Genomic DNA, 18,162 nt, shown 5'->3' with positions numbered 1-18,162 from the left:
GGAGAACGACAATGACGTCAACGGACAACACATTCGACGCCGTGGTGATCGGCGCGGGTGCCGGTGGACTATTCACGGCCGCCCGTCTGACCAAGCTGGGCTACCGGACCCTGGTGGTCGAGCGGTTGGACAAGGTCGGGGGCCGTGCTTCCACCGATGACATCGACGGGTTCAAGGTCAACAACGGGGCCATCGTCATCGAGGTCGGCGGCATCACCGAGGAGACGTGCAACGAAGTGGGAGCCCGCTTCGACATCCGCGAACCCCAGCCGCCGATTCTCTACCGCATCGCCGGGAAAGACGTCGACGTCACCGGCGGCGGGTGGGGTTTCCTGCTCGGCAAGTTGACCCGTCAGGGCGCCAAGCTGGTCAAAGGCATCGGTGCCGCCCGGAACGACTCCGGACTACCCGAGGACGAATTGTCCACCGCTGACTGGGTGTCCAAGTACACGAAGAACGAAGGCGTGCACGGCATCTTCCGTAACATGTGCGCCTCGGTGTTCGCCGTGGGGTCTGAGGACCTGCCGGCGCGCGTGTTTCTGACCTACTTCACCCGCAAGAGTGCCTTCAAGCGCTTCGGCTTCCACCCCGAAGGCACCATCGGCATCTGGCGCGCCCTGGCCGATGCGGTCGTGGCCAACGGCGGCCAGATCTGGCTGTCCACCCCGGTTTCGAAGATCCACAAAGGCGACGGCGATGTCGTGACCGGCATCGAGGTCATTCGCAACGGGGAGGATGTGCGGATCGATGCGCCTGTGGTGGTCAGCGACATTGGTCCTGCTGCCACCGTCGCGCTGCTCGGCGAGGAGAACGTGCCGCCGGATTATCAGGATTTGGTGAAGAAGGCGGATCGCCCGACATCGATGATCTCGGTGAATTTCGCCAGCCAGGAGCGCCTGATCGAGGTGCCCGGCATGCTCAGCTTCGCGAAGTCGCGCAGACTGGCCTACATCGCCAACTTCACCGATGTCTGCCCGGAGATGGCCCCGGAGGGTTGGCACCTCTACGCGGGAACCTCGGTGCCCAAAAATCCGACCGGCGACTTCGACGAGTCCGCCGAAACCGAATTCTTGCTGCAGGATCTGCGCGACAACATCGACGACTTCGATCGTCGTGCCCGCGTTCTCAACATCGCGGTCACCCGCGACGACTGGCCACCGCAGCGTGCAGTCGCCGGCTACGACCTCACCCATGACACCCCGTTCGCCGGGCTGTGGAATGTCGGCGATGGCGTCAAGGAGTACGCCAACGGTGGAACCACGGCGTGTGCCGAGACGGCGAAGATCGTGGTGGAGAAGATCGTTGCCGCCCACAAGCCGGCGGTGTTGCGCTGAGCGGTCTCGCCGAGCGGATCGCCACCGCGCGCAGCGTCCTGTTCGTCCCCGGCGACCGGCCCGATCGATTTCCCAAGGCCCTCGCCAGCGGCGCGGACGTCGTTGTCCTGGACTTGGAGGACGCCGTTGCGATCGCCGACAAGGACGCTGCGCGCGCGGCGGTGGACGACTATCTGGTCAGCACCGGCGTTCAACTCATGGTGCGGGTGAACGGGACGGACACCCCATGGTGTGACGACGACTTGGAAATGCTTTCCCGCCACGAGGCAGCGGTGATGATTCCCAAGGCGCACAGTGTTTCTCAGGTCAGGGGTATTGCCGGTCGGCTGGCGCCGGCTACACCGATCGTGGCGCTCATCGAGACGGCCGTCGGGGTCAACGCGACCGCGGAGATCTGTGGATGCGAGACAGTGGTGCGCGCGGCTTTCGGCAGCATCGATCTGAGCGCCGAGCTTGGTGTGGACCCAGATGCACAGCACGCACTTCAGTACGCGCGCAGCGCCGTGGTACTTGGCTCCGCTGCCGCGGGACGGCGCGCACCACTTGACGGGGTCACCACCGAACTGGGCGACGCGGGCCGGCTCGCTGACGACGTGGCACATGCGGCGCAGCTGGGATTCGGCGGCAAGTTGTGTATCCACCCACGGCAGATCGCTGCGGTTCATGAGGGGTTCTCCCCGTCACCACCGGAACTGGAGTGGGCGCGAAAGGTCACCGCGGAGGCGGCCGATGGCAAGGCGTGCGTCGTCGACGGCAAGATGGTCGACAAGCCGGTTATCGACCGAGCCGCGCGAATACTGCTACGGGCCAACAGATAGCCGGGTATTCGAGACTGACCGACCCGATGCACCCTAGTGCGCCGGGTCGGTCGCGCTCAGTGGTTTGGCGGTCCCAAGAAGTCAGGGAAGCCGTAGTGCGGAAACGGGCCGATCATGACCTGCTCGAGCACACCGAGACCCTGCTCACCGCGCCACGTCGCCCGAACCAATTGCTGGACATGCAAATTCTCTGGTGCGAGAGGATCCAGCGCGTCGACGTCGTAGGATTCACCGCCGACAGCTAGTTCGTCATGCCAACTGCCGTGACCCCAGAGTGGGTGGCCGTAGCCGATACCTTTCATCTGGAATGTGGCGATCGGTTCGAGGGTCAGTTCATCGACCGTTCCGTCCAGGGCGTGGGTGAGCAGGGTTGCACTCCGTGAGCGCCGTCGCCGTGGTGCCCAATCAACGCGGTGCTCGACCCGTGCCAATGCAATCGGCGCTGCGTCTGATTCAACGCCATGAGTTGTTCGTTTGGCGACCACGCGGGCATCGCGTGCCCAGCTTGTCCCGTCCGGATTCTCGAAGACCAGATAGTGGAAGCAGTGGCGCTCGAAATGGATCGGCGCCCAAAGGAACAAAACTTGCGGCGGTAGCGCGGGAGCACCGTCGGTCCACCCGTGGGTGGACCGTGCGCCCCAGGACCTATCCTTGGTGGCATAGGTGTCCTTGAGATCTATTGTTTCGCCCTCGATTTCGATGTGACCGGTCCAGGCGCCCCACTGGGTGGCTCGGGTGGCATCCATGAACAGCCGGGCGCCCTGGTAGGAGATCTGCCGGGTCTCTTCGATGGCGTCGGTGGCAGCGGTGTAGGTCAGATCAGCCACCACACCATGCTTGGGAGCATTCACGATCACCCGATTGACCCGCATGGGTTCGATTACCTCGATGCGGATCGGTCCGATCTGAGTGTCGAGCGGATCTGGATTGATCCGGCCGCTGGCGAACACCGATCGTTGGTGGCCTTCGCGGACAACCGAGAAGGCACCGTCCATGATCTGACGGTTCGGGTACACGCAGAATGCGACACCGAACATCAGGTCGTCGCGAAAGCCATTGAACCAGAATCGGTCGTAGTGATTCGGATTGCCGTTGCCGCACTGCGCCAGCGGGAGCGCGGTCTGATGCACCGGGTAGTCGTCAAATGCAATCAACATGGATCGGCTTCTTTCCCGAGTCGGTGGGCAACAACCAGGACATGAGGGCGTCGCTGCGGGCGCTGACCGGGGCAACATATCGACATTGGCGTCGCCGGAAGAGTCCTGGCCTGGCGCGCAGAACTCGCGAGTGCGCTCGGTGGGCGGTAGCGGTCGGGCACCTGCGTCACCGAAAGTTACTTGGTGTCACAGACTTCGGCGACGAAGTCGGCGATCATCTGACCGATGAGTTGAGGGTCGTCGATCATCGGCACATGCCCGACGTCGGGCACCATCGCCAACTGCGCGCCGGGCACCGCAGCGACCATCGGTACCCCATATCGCATGAACGGCAGTGTCTTGTCCTCAACTCCCCACGCGATCCGCACCGGGCAGTCAAGCCGTTCAAACCGACGGATAGGGCCCCGATCACGAGCTCCGGCAAGCAGATCGGTCAAGATTGCACACCCTGCCATGTCTTCAAGGGCCGCGTTGACCTGAGTGAGGCTCATCCGGTCGCCGTGCTCGGCCATCGGACGCATGAAGATGCGCCGGCCCCACGGGGTTCGGATCAGACGGCCGATCGTCGTGGCGTGCCGAGCACCGGCCGCGCCGACACGGAAGAGACGCAGCAATCGGCGCAGGTCTCGGTTGGTGCGCCAGGCCCCGGCCGGGGAGAGCGCCAGAACAGATGCCGCGCGGCCGCGTCGTGCCAGCTCCAGCGCTACCCAGCCGCCGAGGGAGTTCCCGACAAGGTGTGCGGTCTCGATGCCGGCGTCATCGAGATGGCGGCAAAGGGCGTCGACGATGCCGTCGACGACGTCGCGGGGCGGGACCGACAGGGGCGGCCCACCGAGGTGCCCGGCCAGGGTTGGCGCGAGAACCTCATGGGGACCGCCGATGGCAGGCACCACGTCGTCCCAGGTCCGCCCTGACGACGTGGCCCCGTGCAGCAGGACGATGGGTGTGGGTTCGGGTTCGGTCACCGGTTCAACCCTGCCAGCGCCGCGAAGCTGTCGTTGTCCACGATCTGGGCGGCCGCGCGGCTTGCCATGGCGCCGAACATGGCGTCTCCGCGTTCTGTACTCACCACGCCCAACGAGACAGGGATGCATAGGACCAGCCCGTAGAGGGCGTGCGCCTGATACTCCCGCCAGCATTGGTCGGCGTCGTATCCAGTGACGCCACGCGCGAGAAGGTGGCGATGGTATTCGCCGACGAGCGCGCGTTCGTGGGTGGCCCGGTCTGCCTCGGACAATGACGTGCCCAAAAGGTAGGAGACGTCGATGATCCCGGGGGCGGCGGCCACGCTCTGCCAATCGACGACAGCGATCTCCGTCCGCCCGTCCTGGGCGTCGAACAACAGGTTGTCCAGCCGAAAGTCGCCATGCCACAGCGTCCGGTGTTCACTCAGGGTGGCGAGCCACTTCGGCACCTCACGGCCGAGCCGGTGCACAACTTCGACATGCTCAGGCTTGAGGTAACTCTCGAAACGCTGCAGCCATGGCTCGATGATGTCCGGTAATCCGCCGGCCAACGCGTTCCAGACGTTTTCGACGGGAAGCCAGGACTGCTCGGTCAATTTGTCATGGCCCCACGACCCGGCATGCAGGGCGGCTGCTTGCTGCAAAGCCAGGTTTGCCTGGTCGACGGTGCACCCACCGATCTGCTCGACTGTCAGGGCAGGCCCCATATCCTCGAGCAGCAACACGAAGTCGGTGTGATCGTCGGTGATTTGGGCAGAGAAACATTCTGGTGCGCGCACGGCGGTCAGATCACCGAGGTGTTGGTAGAACAGCACTTCCCGCTGATACGCCCCGGTAGCCGCGCCCATCTGCCGGCTGGTCGGATCAGTGCTGGAGACCTTGGCGATCACCGAGGACGGCGCGTCGTCGGGTCGCGCTGAATACTGCAGCGTCAGTCGGTAGCTACTGGCCATCTGGCCTGTGCCGACCGGGGCTGGTTGCACGTCCGCGACACGCAGATCGTTCCATTCGGTCCGCTGGGAAAGCAGATCGGTCACCGCCTCGGGGGTGAACTCCGCGACGGTATGCGGGATCGATGACATTACAGATTCCTTCGTGCTCAACGGATGTTCCGGTATGCGGGAATGATGGGGTCTAGCTCGCGGGGCGATGCGCCGTGCAGGATGACGCCGTCGGCGCCGAGTTCGAGCTGGCGTTTGACAGTGGCCGCGCACTGCCCGGGACTGCCGACGGCAGCGACGCCGACCCACTCGTCGGGCAGCAGGGTCGCGATGTGCTCCAGCTGGGCTACGGTTGTGGACGGGCTGTCGATGACTCGTAGGGCACCGCCGGGTGGCTGGAATTCCTGGACCACCGTATCTTCGCGGAACTTATTGAGCACCAGTGGGTCCCAGTCATTTGTGGTCACCATGAGGTCGCCATAGCCCTGGAGATAGGTGGCCAATCGTCCGACCGTCTTTCGCAGGCGCAACTCCTCGGGCAGATGGTCGCCGATGGTCGCCAGACATGACCACACCTGGACGTCGGCCGGATCGCGACCGGCCTGCTCGGCAGCCGACTTGATGGTGCGCACACACCGCTGCAGCGTGTCGTCGGTAAAGAACGTGTGCAGGATGACCTTGTCGAAGGCCCGGCCCCCGAGCGCCAGTGAATTCGGGCCGAAGGCCACGATGCCGAGCTTGACATCCTCGTCGAAGTTCGGGTCGAGACGAAGCGCCGGGTAGCGGCCTATCGGTCCGTCGTGGCCGACCACGGTCTCACCCCGGAACAGGCGGCGCATGACGTGTGCGAAATCCTCCATCTGCGCGGTGGTGATCTCGGGCATCCCGAACGCACGCTGGATCGGTGGCACTCCGCGTCCGATACCCAGGGTGAATCGTCCACCGGTCAGACGATGCATCGTGGTCGCGTAGGCGGCGGTGACGATCGGGTGGCGGGTGTTGTGATTGGTGGCGCCGGTGGTGATCCCGATCGTCTCGCTGACGGCGCCCACCGCGCCACAGATCGTTGCCACCTCTTTGGTGGAGAACCGCTCCGAGATGAAACACTCACCGATGCCGAGGTTTTCGGCATCACGCACCTCATCGATGAGGTCACGTGGATGGTCGGCTTGACCGGCCAGGGTGTAGAAACCGATCTCGGGCATGGGGGCCGTCATAGCGTCAGCCCCTGGGGCATCGGTGCACCCGGTGCCACGAAGATCGGGCTGGGCTCCCCGGCAGACCAGCCGCCGTCAACGGCGAATTCGGCTCCGGTGCAGTAGCGCGCATCGTCACTGGCGGCAAACAGCACCACCGGTGTGACGTCGTCTGGAGTCGCGATGCGGTCGATCGCCAACCGCCCGTGTACGGCTTCATCTGGGATGCCCTCGAGAAGGGGAGTCCGAATGTACCCCGGGTGAATCGAATTGACGCGAATTCCGAAGGACCCCAGCTCCATCGCAGCCACCTTGGTCAACCCCCGGACGGCGAACTTGCTCGCCGAATAGCCGCCGAGCAGAGGCGAACCAAGCAGGCCCGCGAACGATGACACGTTCACGATGGCACCCCCGCCGGCGCGGATGAGGGACGGTGTCGCTGTCTTGATGCCGAAGAACGTCCCGTCCAAGTTGACTTCCAGCACCCGATGCCACTCATCGATCTCGGTATCGAGCAGCGTCGCGGGCGTTCCGCCGATGCCGGCGTTGTTGACGAGCGCATGGAGCGGTCCGAAAATGCGCTCGGCATCTCCAATTGCATTCTGCCACTGCTGAATGTCACTGACATCGAGATGGGTGTACAGCGACGCGGCACCCAATTCTTCTGCCAGTGCGTACCCTTCGTCATCAAGAATATCGGCGATGACGACGTTCGCGCCTTCGGCGGCGAATGCGCGGGCATGGGATGCCCCCATGCCGCGGGCTCCTCCGGTGACGAAAACGGTGCGGTTTTCGAATCGGCGTGTCACGGGATCAGTACCGCCCTTCCATTGATGGTTCCCTCTTCGAGTCGGTCGAATGCCGTGATGGCGTCGGTCAAGGCGAAGGTGTCCACATCGACAGACAGTCGCCCCGCCGCGGCGAGAGCAACACAGTTGAGTAAGTCGGATTTGGTGCCGCCATAGGAGGTACGCACAGTGGCGCCCCAAGGCCACCCGACACCGAAGCGTGGTTCTGCGGCGATTGGCACATGGCCGCCGCCGATGCCCACCAGTTGATAGATGCCGTCGGGAGCGATCACTTCTGCGGCGAGTTCGACCGTCCTCTGGCCCCCGACGAAGTCGAACACCGCGTCCGCACCGCGCCCCGCCGTCATTTCGAGGATCGCAGCAGCTGCGTCGGAATCCGCGTGCAGGGTGGCGTGTGCACCATGGCGGCGCGCGGTATCCAGTCGCGTGTCGCTGAGGTCGACGGCGACGATCTTGGCTGCCGACAGGTTGCGCAGGATCTGCACGGCGAGATGCCCCAGGCCTCCAATGCCGATCACCACGGCAGTGGCGCCGGGGCGTAACACGGGCAGTGAGTTGCGGATGACGTGATATGGCGTCATGGCGGCATCGGCGAGCGGTGCGGCGGTGACAGGATCGAGATCGCCGAGGGGAACGAGGTAACGTGCCGGCACCGCCATGTACTCAGCCATGCCGCCGGCTGGTCCCAAACCAGGGGTAGCTGGCATGGCCGCCCGTCCAGATTCGTGGCAGACGTTGTCATCGCCCCGCGCACATGCGGCGCAGACGCCGCAGGCCCAGATGAGGTGGACCAGTGCTCCGTCGCCCTCCGACCAACCGTCGGTATCTGAGCCGATACCCACGACATGGCCGGCGGTTTCGTGCCCCAAGGTCAGGGGCAGCGGGAACATCGCCTCGGGCATGTGTCGCACGTGTATGTCCGAGTGACACAGCCCGGCGGCGGCGACTTTGAGTAGCACTTCGCCCGGACCGATCGCCGGCACTTCGACTTCGGTGATCGCCAATTCTCCAGGTGCGATCAGCTGGACGGCTTTCATGCGGGAACCGCCTCGTTGGTCGGGGACATCACCCGTCGCAGGAAGCGCACCTGGTCTTGCACCACCCTGTTGTGAAGCGATGCGCCGGGGTAGACGTCGAAGTGGTCACAGGGGTAGTGGTGCACGGTGGCGCGCAGACGCTGTGCGGCCGCGGTTGCGGCGCTGGGGGGTGCGGACCGGTCACCGTCGGCGATTTGCACGAGCACCGGACACTGCACTCGGTTGCTGGCCGTGACGGGTCGGTAGCTGCCGATGCGCAGGAAGATCCGAGCCGCGATCGCGTTGCGCCAAGTCGGTCCGGCGGTCGCGCGCATTCCGTCGACGGCACCGGGAGAGCACAGTGCCGCAGGTCGTCCAGGGGAGTCGACGATCGGTGCCAGTACCGCCGGACGTCGCAGGGCTGCCGCGAAGGCGTCGGCGAGGCCGATCCGCATCAACCGCGCGATGTGGGCGAGTCCGTTCGCTTTGACCATCTGACGGACGGCCGCAAATCCGTCCACCGCTGGCGTAAGACTGATGACGGCGGCAATGGCTGGGTCGTGGGCGGCAACGTTGACGACGTGGCCACCGGACAGGGACACCCCCCACACCACGATGCGCTGCGAATCGACATCACTCAGCGCGCGGACGTAGCCGATCGTGCTGTGATAGTCCGCGAGCTGTTCGTCCAAGTCCACCAACTGCCTTGGCGTGCCGGTGGATTCGGCGAAGTGACGGTAGTCGAACGTGAGGACGTCGACGCCGGCGGCGGCCAGCGCGGTCGCGAACTCAGACAGGCCGCAGTCGCGGGTGGCGCCGACTCCGTGGGCCATCACGACGCACGGCCGGCCCGCAGGACTCGCCAGCTCATCAGAGCCGGCCCGACGGTATTCGGCGGCCAGGTGACCGCCGTCGGCGGCCGTGATGGTCACCCGCTGCACCGCGGTCACTGAATGATCCCGAAGATCGCCGCTGTCCAGATCTGTTCGAGGGCTGCGTGAACCGCTTCTGGGCTGTCCAGGCCGTGTCCGCGCAGGTGCCTCTCCAGTACGCGCTCGTTCAACGAGATCAGTGAGTGCGCCAGGTCGCCTGATGCGGACTTTCCCTGCGGACGATGCTCGTCGATATAGGCCGAGACGAAGCTCTCGTAGCGGCGCAGCCAGGTATTCCAGATTTCTCGCGTCTCTGGGTCGGCGTCGCGTGCGTCGAGCATGGCGAGGAACTTTCTCCGCTGCGAGGTCCACGACTCTGCCGTCAGCCACAGCACGTCGGAGAGGTTGTCCCGTGGATCACCCTTGCGGTTGAGTACCCTGCTTGCCGTCGCTATCTGCTCGTCGAACACATCCGAGAGCAGGTGGGTCACCGCCTCGTTCTTGCTACTGAAGTAGAAGTAGAAGGCCGACCTCGCCAGTCCCGCCTGCTCGGCCACCGCAGCCACTGAGACGTCGGCGAGGGACTGGTCTTCCAGGTGGTCGGCGAGTGCGGCCAGCAGCCGTGTACGGCGGACCTCACCCCGATTCTGTGGCCGATTCGGGTTGCGCCGTGCTGCCAAAGTCACGACGTCAGCCGACATTGGTGGTGGCCTCCGGAACGCGCCCGGTGAGCTGTACCGGGCCCAGATTCTGGACACGACGCGCGCCCGCGGGCAGCTCCCGTTTGCGCATGTCACGCTCGTAGTCGAAGTAATCGACCTGTTGGGTGTGCCGCGGGCGGTCGGCGAAGTGCCCGATGTATTTGCGCTCGTCGGCGGTGATGATCTTGTGCATCTCGGCGATCGTCGGCGGCCGGTACGTTCCGGCCAAGTAGGCCGCTGCCATGCGGGCCTGACATTCGACGAACGGGAACAGGGTGGGCAGCGCTTGCGCGAACCCGACGAAGACGAGGTCATCGAGTCCAGGTTTGAGCATGCGTTTGTACAGCGGCAGCCGATTGTCGGGTGCGCTGAGAAAGCTTGGTTCAAAGAATGGGAACGTGATGTTGTAGCCCGTGGCGTAGATGATCACGTCGGCCTGAACCGAGGTTCCGTCCACGAAGTGCACGGTGTCGCCATCGAGGCGCTCGATGTTGGCCTTGACTTTTGCGTCTCCGGCACCGAGGCGCATCAGTAGTTCGGCCGACTGCGTCGGATGTGCTTCCAGGAAGTTGTGATTCGGCGTGGGCAGTCCGTAATGCTCCGGATTGCCGAAGAGCAACCGCGGTACGGGACGCATCACCCGGCGCTGCCAGGACAGTGGAATCAGCGGCAGCGTCCGGGCGATCTTGTCTGAGGTCATGCCGAAGATGTACTTGGGAACGACCCACGCCCCCGATCGCGTGGACAGATAGACGGTGTTCTGCCAGGACTTCTGCGAGAGTTCGGAGACGATGTCGGCCGACGAGTTGCCGATCCCGACAACGACGATGCGCTTTCCCTTGAGATTCAAGGGCTCGGTGGGATCGATATAGGCATGTGAGTGGATCACCTCGCCGCTGAACTCGCCCGGGAACTCCGGGAAACGGGGATCCCAGTGATGGCCGTTTGCCACCACCAGGGCGTCGTAGAGACGGGTTTGTCCATCGTTGGTTTCGAGCTGCCAGCCGCCGCCGGGAAAGCGGTGCGCCCGCTGCACCGCGGTGTTGAAGTGGATGTGTTCGCGCAGGCCGAAGGCGTCGGTGTAGTCGTCCAGGTAGTCCTTGATCTGGGAGTGGTGCGGGTAATCCGGCAGGCTGGAATCCATCGGGAAGTCTTTGAAGCACAACAGGTCACGTGATGTATCGATGTGCAGTGAGCGGTAGGAGCTGGAGTGTCCGTTGGGGTTGCGAAAGGCCCAGTTCCCTCCGACCCGGTCGGAGGATTCGAAACAGTCGAACGCCACGCCTGCGTCGTGGAGGTTCTTCGCGGTGGTCAGTCCGCTGATGCCGGCACCGATGATTGCGGTGCGGGGTGTGCTGTGCATTTCACTCCTCGGATGATGTGTCGCGGATCACGCGCAGCACTGACGGTAGGCCGCAATCCTGACACAAGTCAAGATTCGCGAAGGATTTTTTTATCGAAAAATCGATTCTTTGCTACATCCGGCTGCGCGTGGCGCGCGGGTGCGCATCCTCGCCTTCGGTCCGTCGCAGCGAGTCCGCCCGGCGGCGATTGAGGTTGGTCGGAAAACTCTGATGAAGAGGCATAATTGAGGAAATATGCTCGACTCTCTGGGGTCGGTAGGGCAGCATCGGCAGCTCGGGTACGCCGGGTGTGATCGCAGTATTGGTCCTGCCTTCCCCTTGCCATCCTGCACTTCCGAGTCCTATCTTCGAGCAGAATTTAAGTGATATTCGAAGGATTGGGGTTGGTCATGGCACGTCGTATCCAGCTGATCTGTGCATGGTGTGGGCCCGGCACGGTGATCATCACGTTGTGTGGGTGGCTAATCGCCGGAATTCTTCCCATTCCGTTGGGATCGTCCAGTACGACTGAAGAGGTCGTGAACTTCTACAGCAACGACACTCGGGTGTTGTTCGGCCTCGTGATCGCGCAGCTCGGCATCTGCCTGGCCTTTCCGCTGATTGGGTTGATCGGCTACCGGATGCTACGGATCGAGGGGCGTCACCCGATCCTTACCTTCGTTCAGCTGGTGACAGGGGCGGCGACTGGCCTGCTGTTGTTCTTGCCGATGTTGTTGATGGCCGTCATCGCCTTCCGGCCCGATCGCAATCCGGAACTGACGGTCACCCTCAATGACATCGCTTGGCTGGTGTTCATCACGCCGATCGCGCCGTTCATCATCCAAAACATCGCCATCGGCACAGCAATCCTTCGTGACCCGAAAGCGACCCTGCCGCGGTGGGTCGGCTACATGAACTTCTGGATTGCCGCGTCGTTCCTCCCTGACCCCTTGGCCTTCTTCTTCCACGGCGGGCCGTTCTCCTGGCGAGGTGTGTTCGTCTTCTGGCTCGCGCTGACTACCTACAGTGTCTTCCTTGTTGGCATGGGGTTGGTGTTGCGATCCGCGGCACTGAAGGACGTCGACACGACGGAGTCCCCACGTCCGGCCGCGGCGGTCTGATGGGGAGCCGGACTTGCGGTACTGCTGCGGGGCATCTAGGACGGAAGGTTGGCATGGTCGTGCCGCATATCGTCAGATATGTTGTCCTGCAATGGATGAGCGTGCTCGGAAGAGTCATGACCGGCGGCGGGCCGATGCAATGAGAAGTGCCACGGACCTCACGGCATAAGTTGACTTATGGCGGGATGGGTGTGACCATGGTCTCAGAGGGCGAGTCAGTGTGGCCCATCTGCAGTTTTGAATCAAATATAAATTAAGGAGAACGATGGGGTTCGCCAGTTCGGCCGAGGTCACGAAGTACATTGGCGGCATTTTCGAGGCCGCATTCGATGATCCCGAGATCGGTCCCAAGCTCGAAGCCACCGGCCTTGTGGTCGCGTTCGATTTCACGGACCCCGAGGCCGTCGTGCTGATCGACATGGCAAACAAGACCGTGCAGGAAGGCCTCGAAGGGGGAGCGCAACCCATGGCCACTATGTCGATGACCGCCGACACGGGCAACGCTTACTGGCAGGGCAAGGTGAACCTGCCGCTGGCGATGGCCAAGAAGAAGATCAAGGTCGACGGAAATGTTGCCAGTCTGCTCAAGTTGGCCCCGCTCGGCAAGAAACTCTATCCGCCCTATATTGAGCGTCTGAAGGCCGACGGCCGCGACGATCTGCTGGCCTGACGATGTTCCCGGGAATCCACGCTTCCGCAGCTCCGGAAAGGCCGGCCGTAATCATGGCTGAGTCCGGCCGCATCCTGACCTACGGCGAACTGGAGCGAAACTCGACGTCGATCGCGAGCGCTCTACACGGCTTGGGCCTGCGCCGCGGAGACGTGATCGCGTTGCTGTCCGACAACACCCCCGAGGCGTTCGAGGTGTATTGGGCGGCTATCCGGTCTGGCCTCTACATCACCGCCGTCAACTGGCATCTCGCGGCAGATGAGGCGGCTTACATCGTCACAGATTGCGGGGCGCAGGTGCTGTTCGCCTCAGCCGGGGTGTGCGATCTGGCTGAAGAGATCGTGACGCTGACACCGGATATAGCTCACCGGTATTCCTTCGGCGGCGACATCGCTGGTCACCGGCCTTATGACGTGCTGATCGATGATGGCTTCCAGCCTCTGCAGGATCAGCCCCGCGGCACGGAAATGCTCTACTCGTCGGGGACGACTGGTCGTCCGAAGGGGATCAAGCCCGTTCTCCTCGACATCCAGGTGGATGAGCCCGGTGAACCGCTCGTCGGCATGCTGGCCCACGCTTTCGGCATCACCGCCGAGGATCGTTACCTATCGCCGGCACCGGTGTACCACGCCGCACCTCTGAAATGGTGCGGAGGCGTACACGCTCTTGGCGGCACCGTCGTATTGATGGAGAAGTTCGACGCTACCGCCGCCCTGGCCGCCATCCAGCGCCACCGCATCACAGTGACGCAGATGGTGCCCACCATGTTCATCCGAATGCTGCAACTGCCCGACCGTGTGCGGCATTCGTTCGATACGTCATCGTTGCGGCTGGCGGTGCACGCCGCGGCTCCGTGTCCGCCAGACGTCAAGCAAGCGATGATCGACTGGTGGGGACCAACTCTGGTCGAATATTACGGCGCTACCGAAGGCCACGGCGTCACCGTTGTCACCACCACTGAATGGCTGTCGAAGCGAGGTTCGGTCGGCCGAGCGGTGCTGGGCACTCTGCATGTGTGCGACGACGAAGGTGTCGAAGTCGGAACCGGGCAAGTTGGGACCGTCTACTTCGAACGTGACCAGGCTCCGTTCGAATACCACAACGATCCCGAAAAGACAGCCAGCGCACGCCACCCCGGGCACGATAACTGGTCGACCGTGGGTGACATGGGTTATCTCGACGAGGATGGCTATCTGTTCCTGACAGACCGCAAGGCGTTCATGATCATCTCCGGTGGGGTGAACATCTACCCCCAAGAGATCGAAAACGTGCTGGCGCTGCACCCCAAGGTTTCCGATGTCGCGGTCATCGGCGTTCCCCACCCCGAGATGGGCGAACAGGTCAAGGCCGTCGTCGAACTACGCGATGGATGGTTCGGTAGCGATGATCTCGCGGCCGAGCTCATCGATTACGTGCGCGAACGGATCGCGCATTACAAAGCGCCGCGCAGCGTCGCCTTCGTCGAGGCGCTGCCGCGGCTGGCCACTGGGAAGTTGGCCAAACGTCAACTCCAACAACGATATGTGGAGGCACACTGATGAACACTCAGACCCTGATGCCCGCACGGCCATATGATCCTGTCAGTATCTCTCCCTTGAGCTTCTGGTCGGCCACAGCCGAGGAACGCGAACAATCCTTCAAGATCCTGCGCGACGAGCGGCCGCTCAGCTGGCATGCGCCGATCGAAGGTGCGCTGATCGAAGCCGAAATCGACGGACTCTGGGCGGTGACACGTCACCAGGACATCGCCTACGTCAGCAAGAATCCGCAGCTGTTCTGCTCCGGGCAGGGAGTCATGATCGAGGCGGTGCCCGAGGATATTCTGGATGCCGCGCAATCCTTCCTGGCGATGGACGGTGCGCAACACTCCACTCTTCGCCGGCTGATCAGTTCGGTCTTCACTCCGCGCCAAGTCGCCAAGATCCAGGACCAGATCAAGGTCCAGGCAGCGACGATCGTGACCGATTTGCTCTCCACACGCAGCGGTGACTTCGTGGAGCAGGTATCCAAACGGCTACCCATGTGGACGATCTACGAGATGGTCGGCCTGCCCGAGGAATACCGCGATGAGGCCGCCCACCATGCCGACGGCATGGTGTCCTGGGCTGATGCCGATGTGGCCGCCGGCCGTGAACCGGGGGAAGTGCTCAACGAATCTCTGGTCGGGATGCTCACCGCAGGACTCGAACTCGCCGAGCAACGGCGTGCACACCCTACTTCGGATCTGATGTCGATGTTGGTTCAAGCGGAGATCGACGGTCGCCGACTCACTGACGAGGAACTCGGTGCGTTCTTCGTGCTGTTGTCCGTGGCCGGCAACGACACCACCCGCAACACCGTCACTCTCACCACGATGGCGCTGCAGCAGTTCCCGCAGCAGCGGTCACTGCTGGAACGTGACTTCGATGCCCACATCAAGCTCGCCATCGAGGAATTCGTGCGATGGGCCAGCCCCGTCATGACCTTCCGCAGGACCGCGACCCAGGACACCGAACTGTGCGGACAACTGGTTCGTGAAGGTGAGTGGGTGCTGCTGATGTACTCCTCGGGCAACCGGGATGAGCGCGTCTTCGCCAACCCCTATGAGTTCGACATCACCCGGGAACCCAATGGACACATGGGATTCGGTGGCGGTGGGCCGCACTTCTGCATGGGAGCCTTCCTCGCCAAGATGCAGCTCGAAGCGATCTTCCGGGAGCTGATTCAGCGTGCTCCGACTCTGCGCGTCGGTGAGCCGGAATTCCTGACCGGGAACTTCGTGCACGCCGTCAAATCTCTGCCTTACACCCTCGACTGACCGGAGGAACACGATGACCGAGTTTTCAGGCAAACACTATGTAGTCACCGGGGCCGCCTCCGGCATCGGCCACGCCGTAGCCGAGCAGCTGTTGGCCGGCGGAGCCGAGGTGACCAGCCTCGACCGAAACCAGCCGCGGGCGCAAGTCACCCGTCACATCGAAGTAGACCTGGCGAACCCCCGCAGTATCGACGCCGCGTTGGAGAGCCTCGACGGACCCTACGACGGGCTGATGAACGTCGCCGGAATCCCGGGAACGGCGCCGGCCGATCTGGTCTTCGCCGTCAACAGCCTCGCCGTTCGGCACATCAGCGAGGCATTCTTCGAGCGACTGACACCGGGTGGATCGATCACCATTGTGTCCTCTACCGCGGGATTCGGGTGGCCCGAGCGCCTCGACACTATTCGCGATGTGCTGGCCACCGATACTTTCGAGGAAGGCGCAGCCTGGTTCAAGGCCAACCCGCAGTCGGGGAATGCCTACAACTTTTCGAAAGAAGTGACCACCGTCTACACCCAATCGATGGGCTTGGCATTGGCGCAGATGGGCTTTCGGATCAACGCCGTTCTGCCCGGCCCGGTAGAGACTCCCATTCTGGCCGACTTCGAGCAATCGATGGGCAAAGACACACTCGACGGAGTCAAGGAGCTTTTGGGCCGTCACGCCGATCCCGGCGACGTAGCTTCGGTGGTCCTGTTCCTGGCCTCGGATGCCGCCCGGTGGGTGAACGGCCAGGCCCTCGCAGTCGATGGTGGCATCACCGGTGCAGTGAGTAGCGGCGTGGTTCCCAAGCCCGAGTTCTGAGGATCCCCAATGACGGTGAATGCAGCAACCGATGCTCCGTCGAGCGCCGCGGACGTTGACGCCCTGCCTGGTTTGCGACGCGTGTTCGCAACCGGGCGCACCAAACCGTTGCGGTGGCGCCTGGAGCAGTTGGCGGCCATCGAATCGTTGTGCGATGAGCAAGAGTCAGCGATCGCCGGGGCGTTGGCCAAGGACTTGGGCCGCCCACCGGTGGAAGCGTGGCTCGGGGACATCGCTTCGACCAAGGGCGAGGCGACCTACGCACGTAGGCACCTCAGAAAATGGGTACGGCGAAGTCGTACTCCCCTGCCACTCGCGCAGTTGCCCGGTCGGGGGTGGGTGCAGTACGACCCACTGGGCGTGGTGCTGGTCATCGGTCCGTGGAACTACCCGTTCTATCTGAGCATCGCTCCGCTGGTTGCGGCGATATCGGCAGGCAACTGCGCCGTGCTCAAGCCTTCTGAGCTGGCCCCGGCCACCTCGCAGCTGCTGTCCGAGATCGTGCCCAAATACCTTGACAGCGAAGCAGTTAGGGTCATCGAAGGTGATGGTGGAACCACCCAGAGCCTGATCGCGCAGGGATTCGATCACGTGCTGTTCACCGGCGGTACCGAGATCGGCCGCAAGATCATGGCAGCTGCAGCGCCGACGCTGACACCGGTCACGCTCGAACTCGGAGGAAAAAGCCCGGTCCTTGTCACCGCGGATGCTGACCTTGACGTCGCTGCACGCCGTGTCGCATGGGTAAAGCTCATGAACTCCGGGCAGACCTGCATTGCACCCGATTACGTGTTGGTGGACCGCACCGTCGCAGGTGCCTTCACTGACAAGGTTGTTGCGTCCATCGCAGCGTTCCGATCCGACGAAGCCGGCGGCGGGCAGCGCATCGTCAATCAGCGGCAGTTCGATCGGCTCACCGCGTTGATCGACGCCACCAGTGGCACGATCGTGGCCGGTGGTCACGGTGATTCCGAAACGCTGAGTATCGAGCCGACGGTTATCCGGGATCCGGCGCCGACGGACTCGGTGATGGCTGACGAAATCTTTGGACCGATACTGCCCATTCTGAGTGTCGAATCGGTGCAGGCTTCAGTCGAGTTCGTGAACTCACGTCCAAAGCCTTTGGCGCTATACGTCTTCACCGGATCACAGCGTGTGGGACGGGATATCATCGATCAGATTCCATCCGGTGGTGCCGTGATCAATCACATTGCAATGCACTGTCTGGCTCCGCAGCTTCCCTTCGGCGGTGTCGGTGCCAGCGGGATAGGCCAGTACCACGGACGCTGGGGCTTCGAGGCGTTGAGCCACCGCCGCGCCGTACTGGCCAAATCTGCTCGGCCGGACCTCAGGCTGACCTACCCGCCGTACACCGACAGAGCCGTGAAAATCATGAGAAGGGTGTTCTGATGAAGATCCGCGTAGACGCAACCAAATGCTCCGGAATCGGACTTTGCGAGATGACAGCGCCGACAGTCTTCGAGATCGGAGACGATGGGCAGTCGCACGTGATCGGTGACGCGGACGAGGACCGCGCAGTTGCCCAAGAGGCGGTTTCCAACTGCCCGACCGGCGCGATCTCCATCGACAACTGATCGGTGTCGACACGGGTTCGCA

The 18,162-nt window shown here is 63.2% G+C and carries 18 protein-coding genes; 9 read left to right on the top strand and 9 right to left on the bottom strand.

What is annotated here, in order from left to right; all coding sequences use genetic code 11:
* Positions 1 to 11 precede the first annotated feature (11 nt).
* The gene (locus A5784_RS11530; RefSeq protein ID WP_064945022.1) at positions 12 to 1,334 is read left to right on the top strand and encodes a phytoene desaturase family protein; all 1,323 of its coding nucleotides are present in this window, start codon (positions 12 to 14) and stop codon (positions 1,332 to 1,334) included.
* On the top strand, positions 1,331 to 2,152 hold the full coding sequence (locus tag A5784_RS11525; protein WP_064945127.1) for an HpcH/HpaI aldolase/citrate lyase family protein: 822 nt from the start codon (positions 1,331 to 1,333) through the stop codon (positions 2,150 to 2,152). Before A5784_RS11530 ends, A5784_RS11525 begins: the two co-directional genes overlap by 4 nt.
* Before the next feature lie 56 nt (positions 2,153 to 2,208).
* On the opposite strand, the gene A5784_RS11520 is transcribed toward A5784_RS11525, so the two are convergent.
* The 9 genes from A5784_RS11520 to A5784_RS11480 all read right to left on the bottom strand — a co-directional run bounded on the left by A5784_RS11520 (position 2,209) and on the right by A5784_RS11480 (position 11,172).
* The gene (locus A5784_RS11520) at positions 2,209 to 3,309 is read right to left on the bottom strand and encodes an Rv3169 family protein (protein ID WP_064945021.1); all 1,101 of its coding nucleotides are present in this window, start codon (positions 3,307 to 3,309) and stop codon (positions 2,209 to 2,211) included.
* Positions 3,310 to 3,485: 176 nt separating this feature from the next.
* The gene (locus tag A5784_RS11515; protein ID WP_082944781.1) at positions 3,486 to 4,274 is read right to left on the bottom strand and encodes an alpha/beta fold hydrolase; all 789 of its coding nucleotides are present in this window, start codon (positions 4,272 to 4,274) and stop codon (positions 3,486 to 3,488) included.
* Positions 4,271 to 5,356: an oxidoreductase family protein gene (locus A5784_RS11510; protein WP_064945020.1), complete on the bottom strand. Its 1,086-nt coding sequence runs from the start codon at positions 5,354 to 5,356 to the stop codon at positions 4,271 to 4,273. The genes A5784_RS11515 and A5784_RS11510 overlap by 4 nt, the downstream gene beginning before the upstream one ends.
* A gap of 17 nt (positions 5,357 to 5,373) precedes the next feature.
* The gene (locus tag A5784_RS11505) at positions 5,374 to 6,432 is read right to left on the bottom strand and encodes a TIGR03857 family LLM class F420-dependent oxidoreductase (RefSeq protein ID WP_064945019.1); all 1,059 of its coding nucleotides are present in this window, start codon (positions 6,430 to 6,432) and stop codon (positions 5,374 to 5,376) included.
* Entirely contained in the window at positions 6,429 to 7,220 is a 792-nt protein-coding gene (locus A5784_RS11500) for a glucose 1-dehydrogenase (protein ID WP_286159423.1), read from the bottom strand. Before A5784_RS11500 ends, A5784_RS11505 begins: the two co-directional genes overlap by 4 nt.
* A complete protein-coding gene (locus A5784_RS11495) occupies positions 7,217 to 8,257 on the bottom strand; it encodes an NAD(P)-dependent alcohol dehydrogenase (RefSeq protein ID WP_064945018.1) in 1,041 nt (346 codons plus the stop codon). The genes A5784_RS11500 and A5784_RS11495 overlap by 4 nt, the downstream gene beginning before the upstream one ends.
* Entirely contained in the window at positions 8,254 to 9,186 is a 933-nt protein-coding gene (locus tag A5784_RS11490; protein WP_082944780.1) for an alpha/beta hydrolase, read from the bottom strand. The genes A5784_RS11495 and A5784_RS11490 overlap by 4 nt, the downstream gene beginning before the upstream one ends.
* Positions 9,183 to 9,794, bottom strand: coding sequence for a TetR/AcrR family transcriptional regulator (locus A5784_RS11485; protein WP_232006013.1), 612 nt, complete (start codon positions 9,792 to 9,794; stop codon positions 9,183 to 9,185). Before A5784_RS11485 ends, A5784_RS11490 begins: the two co-directional genes overlap by 4 nt.
* 4 nt (positions 9,795 to 9,798) lie before the next feature.
* Entirely contained in the window at positions 9,799 to 11,172 is a 1,374-nt protein-coding gene (locus A5784_RS11480) for a flavin-containing monooxygenase (RefSeq protein ID WP_064945016.1), read from the bottom strand.
* Positions 11,173 to 11,562: 390 nt separating this feature from the next.
* Here A5784_RS11480 and A5784_RS11475 point away from each other — a divergent pair, with 390 nt between their 5' ends.
* The 7 genes from A5784_RS11475 (at position 11,563) to A5784_RS11445 (ending at position 18,140) form a co-directional block, all read left to right on the top strand.
* Positions 11,563 to 12,273 (top strand): hypothetical protein, encoded by a 711-nt coding sequence (locus A5784_RS11475; RefSeq protein WP_232006012.1) that lies wholly within the window; start codon positions 11,563 to 11,565, stop codon positions 12,271 to 12,273.
* Positions 12,274 to 12,538: 265 nt separating this feature from the next.
* The gene (locus tag A5784_RS11470; protein WP_064945015.1) at positions 12,539 to 12,943 is read left to right on the top strand and encodes an SCP2 sterol-binding domain-containing protein; all 405 of its coding nucleotides are present in this window, start codon (positions 12,539 to 12,541) and stop codon (positions 12,941 to 12,943) included.
* A 2-nt stretch (positions 12,944 to 12,945) separates the two neighbouring features.
* Positions 12,946 to 14,481, top strand: a complete 1,536-nt coding sequence (locus A5784_RS11465; RefSeq protein WP_064945014.1) for an acyl-CoA synthetase — start codon at positions 12,946 to 12,948, stop codon at positions 14,479 to 14,481.
* Complete coding sequence (locus A5784_RS11460; RefSeq protein WP_064945013.1) at positions 14,481 to 15,740, top strand: cytochrome P450; 1,260 nt, start codon at positions 14,481 to 14,483, stop codon at positions 15,738 to 15,740. The genes A5784_RS11465 and A5784_RS11460 overlap by 1 nt, the downstream gene beginning before the upstream one ends.
* 13 nt (positions 15,741 to 15,753) lie before the next feature.
* Positions 15,754 to 16,545, top strand: coding sequence for a coniferyl-alcohol dehydrogenase (locus tag A5784_RS11455; protein ID WP_064945012.1), 792 nt, complete (start codon positions 15,754 to 15,756; stop codon positions 16,543 to 16,545).
* A gap of 9 nt (positions 16,546 to 16,554) precedes the next feature.
* Positions 16,555 to 17,955, top strand: a complete 1,401-nt coding sequence (locus tag A5784_RS11450; RefSeq protein WP_064945011.1) for an aldehyde dehydrogenase family protein — start codon at positions 16,555 to 16,557, stop codon at positions 17,953 to 17,955.
* The gene (locus A5784_RS11445; RefSeq protein ID WP_064945010.1) at positions 17,955 to 18,140 is read left to right on the top strand and encodes a ferredoxin; all 186 of its coding nucleotides are present in this window, start codon (positions 17,955 to 17,957) and stop codon (positions 18,138 to 18,140) included. Before A5784_RS11450 ends, A5784_RS11445 begins: the two co-directional genes overlap by 1 nt.
* The last annotated feature ends 22 nt before the right edge of the window (positions 18,141 to 18,162 follow it).

Origin of the sequence: Mycobacterium sp. 852013-50091_SCH5140682 (assembly GCF_001665685.1) — a bacterium.
In the GTDB taxonomy this organism is placed as follows: Bacteria; Actinomycetota; Actinomycetes; order Mycobacteriales; family Mycobacteriaceae; genus Mycobacterium.
The sequence above is the reverse complement of the archived record's forward strand: the minus strand, read 5'-3'. Positions and strand labels throughout refer to the sequence as shown.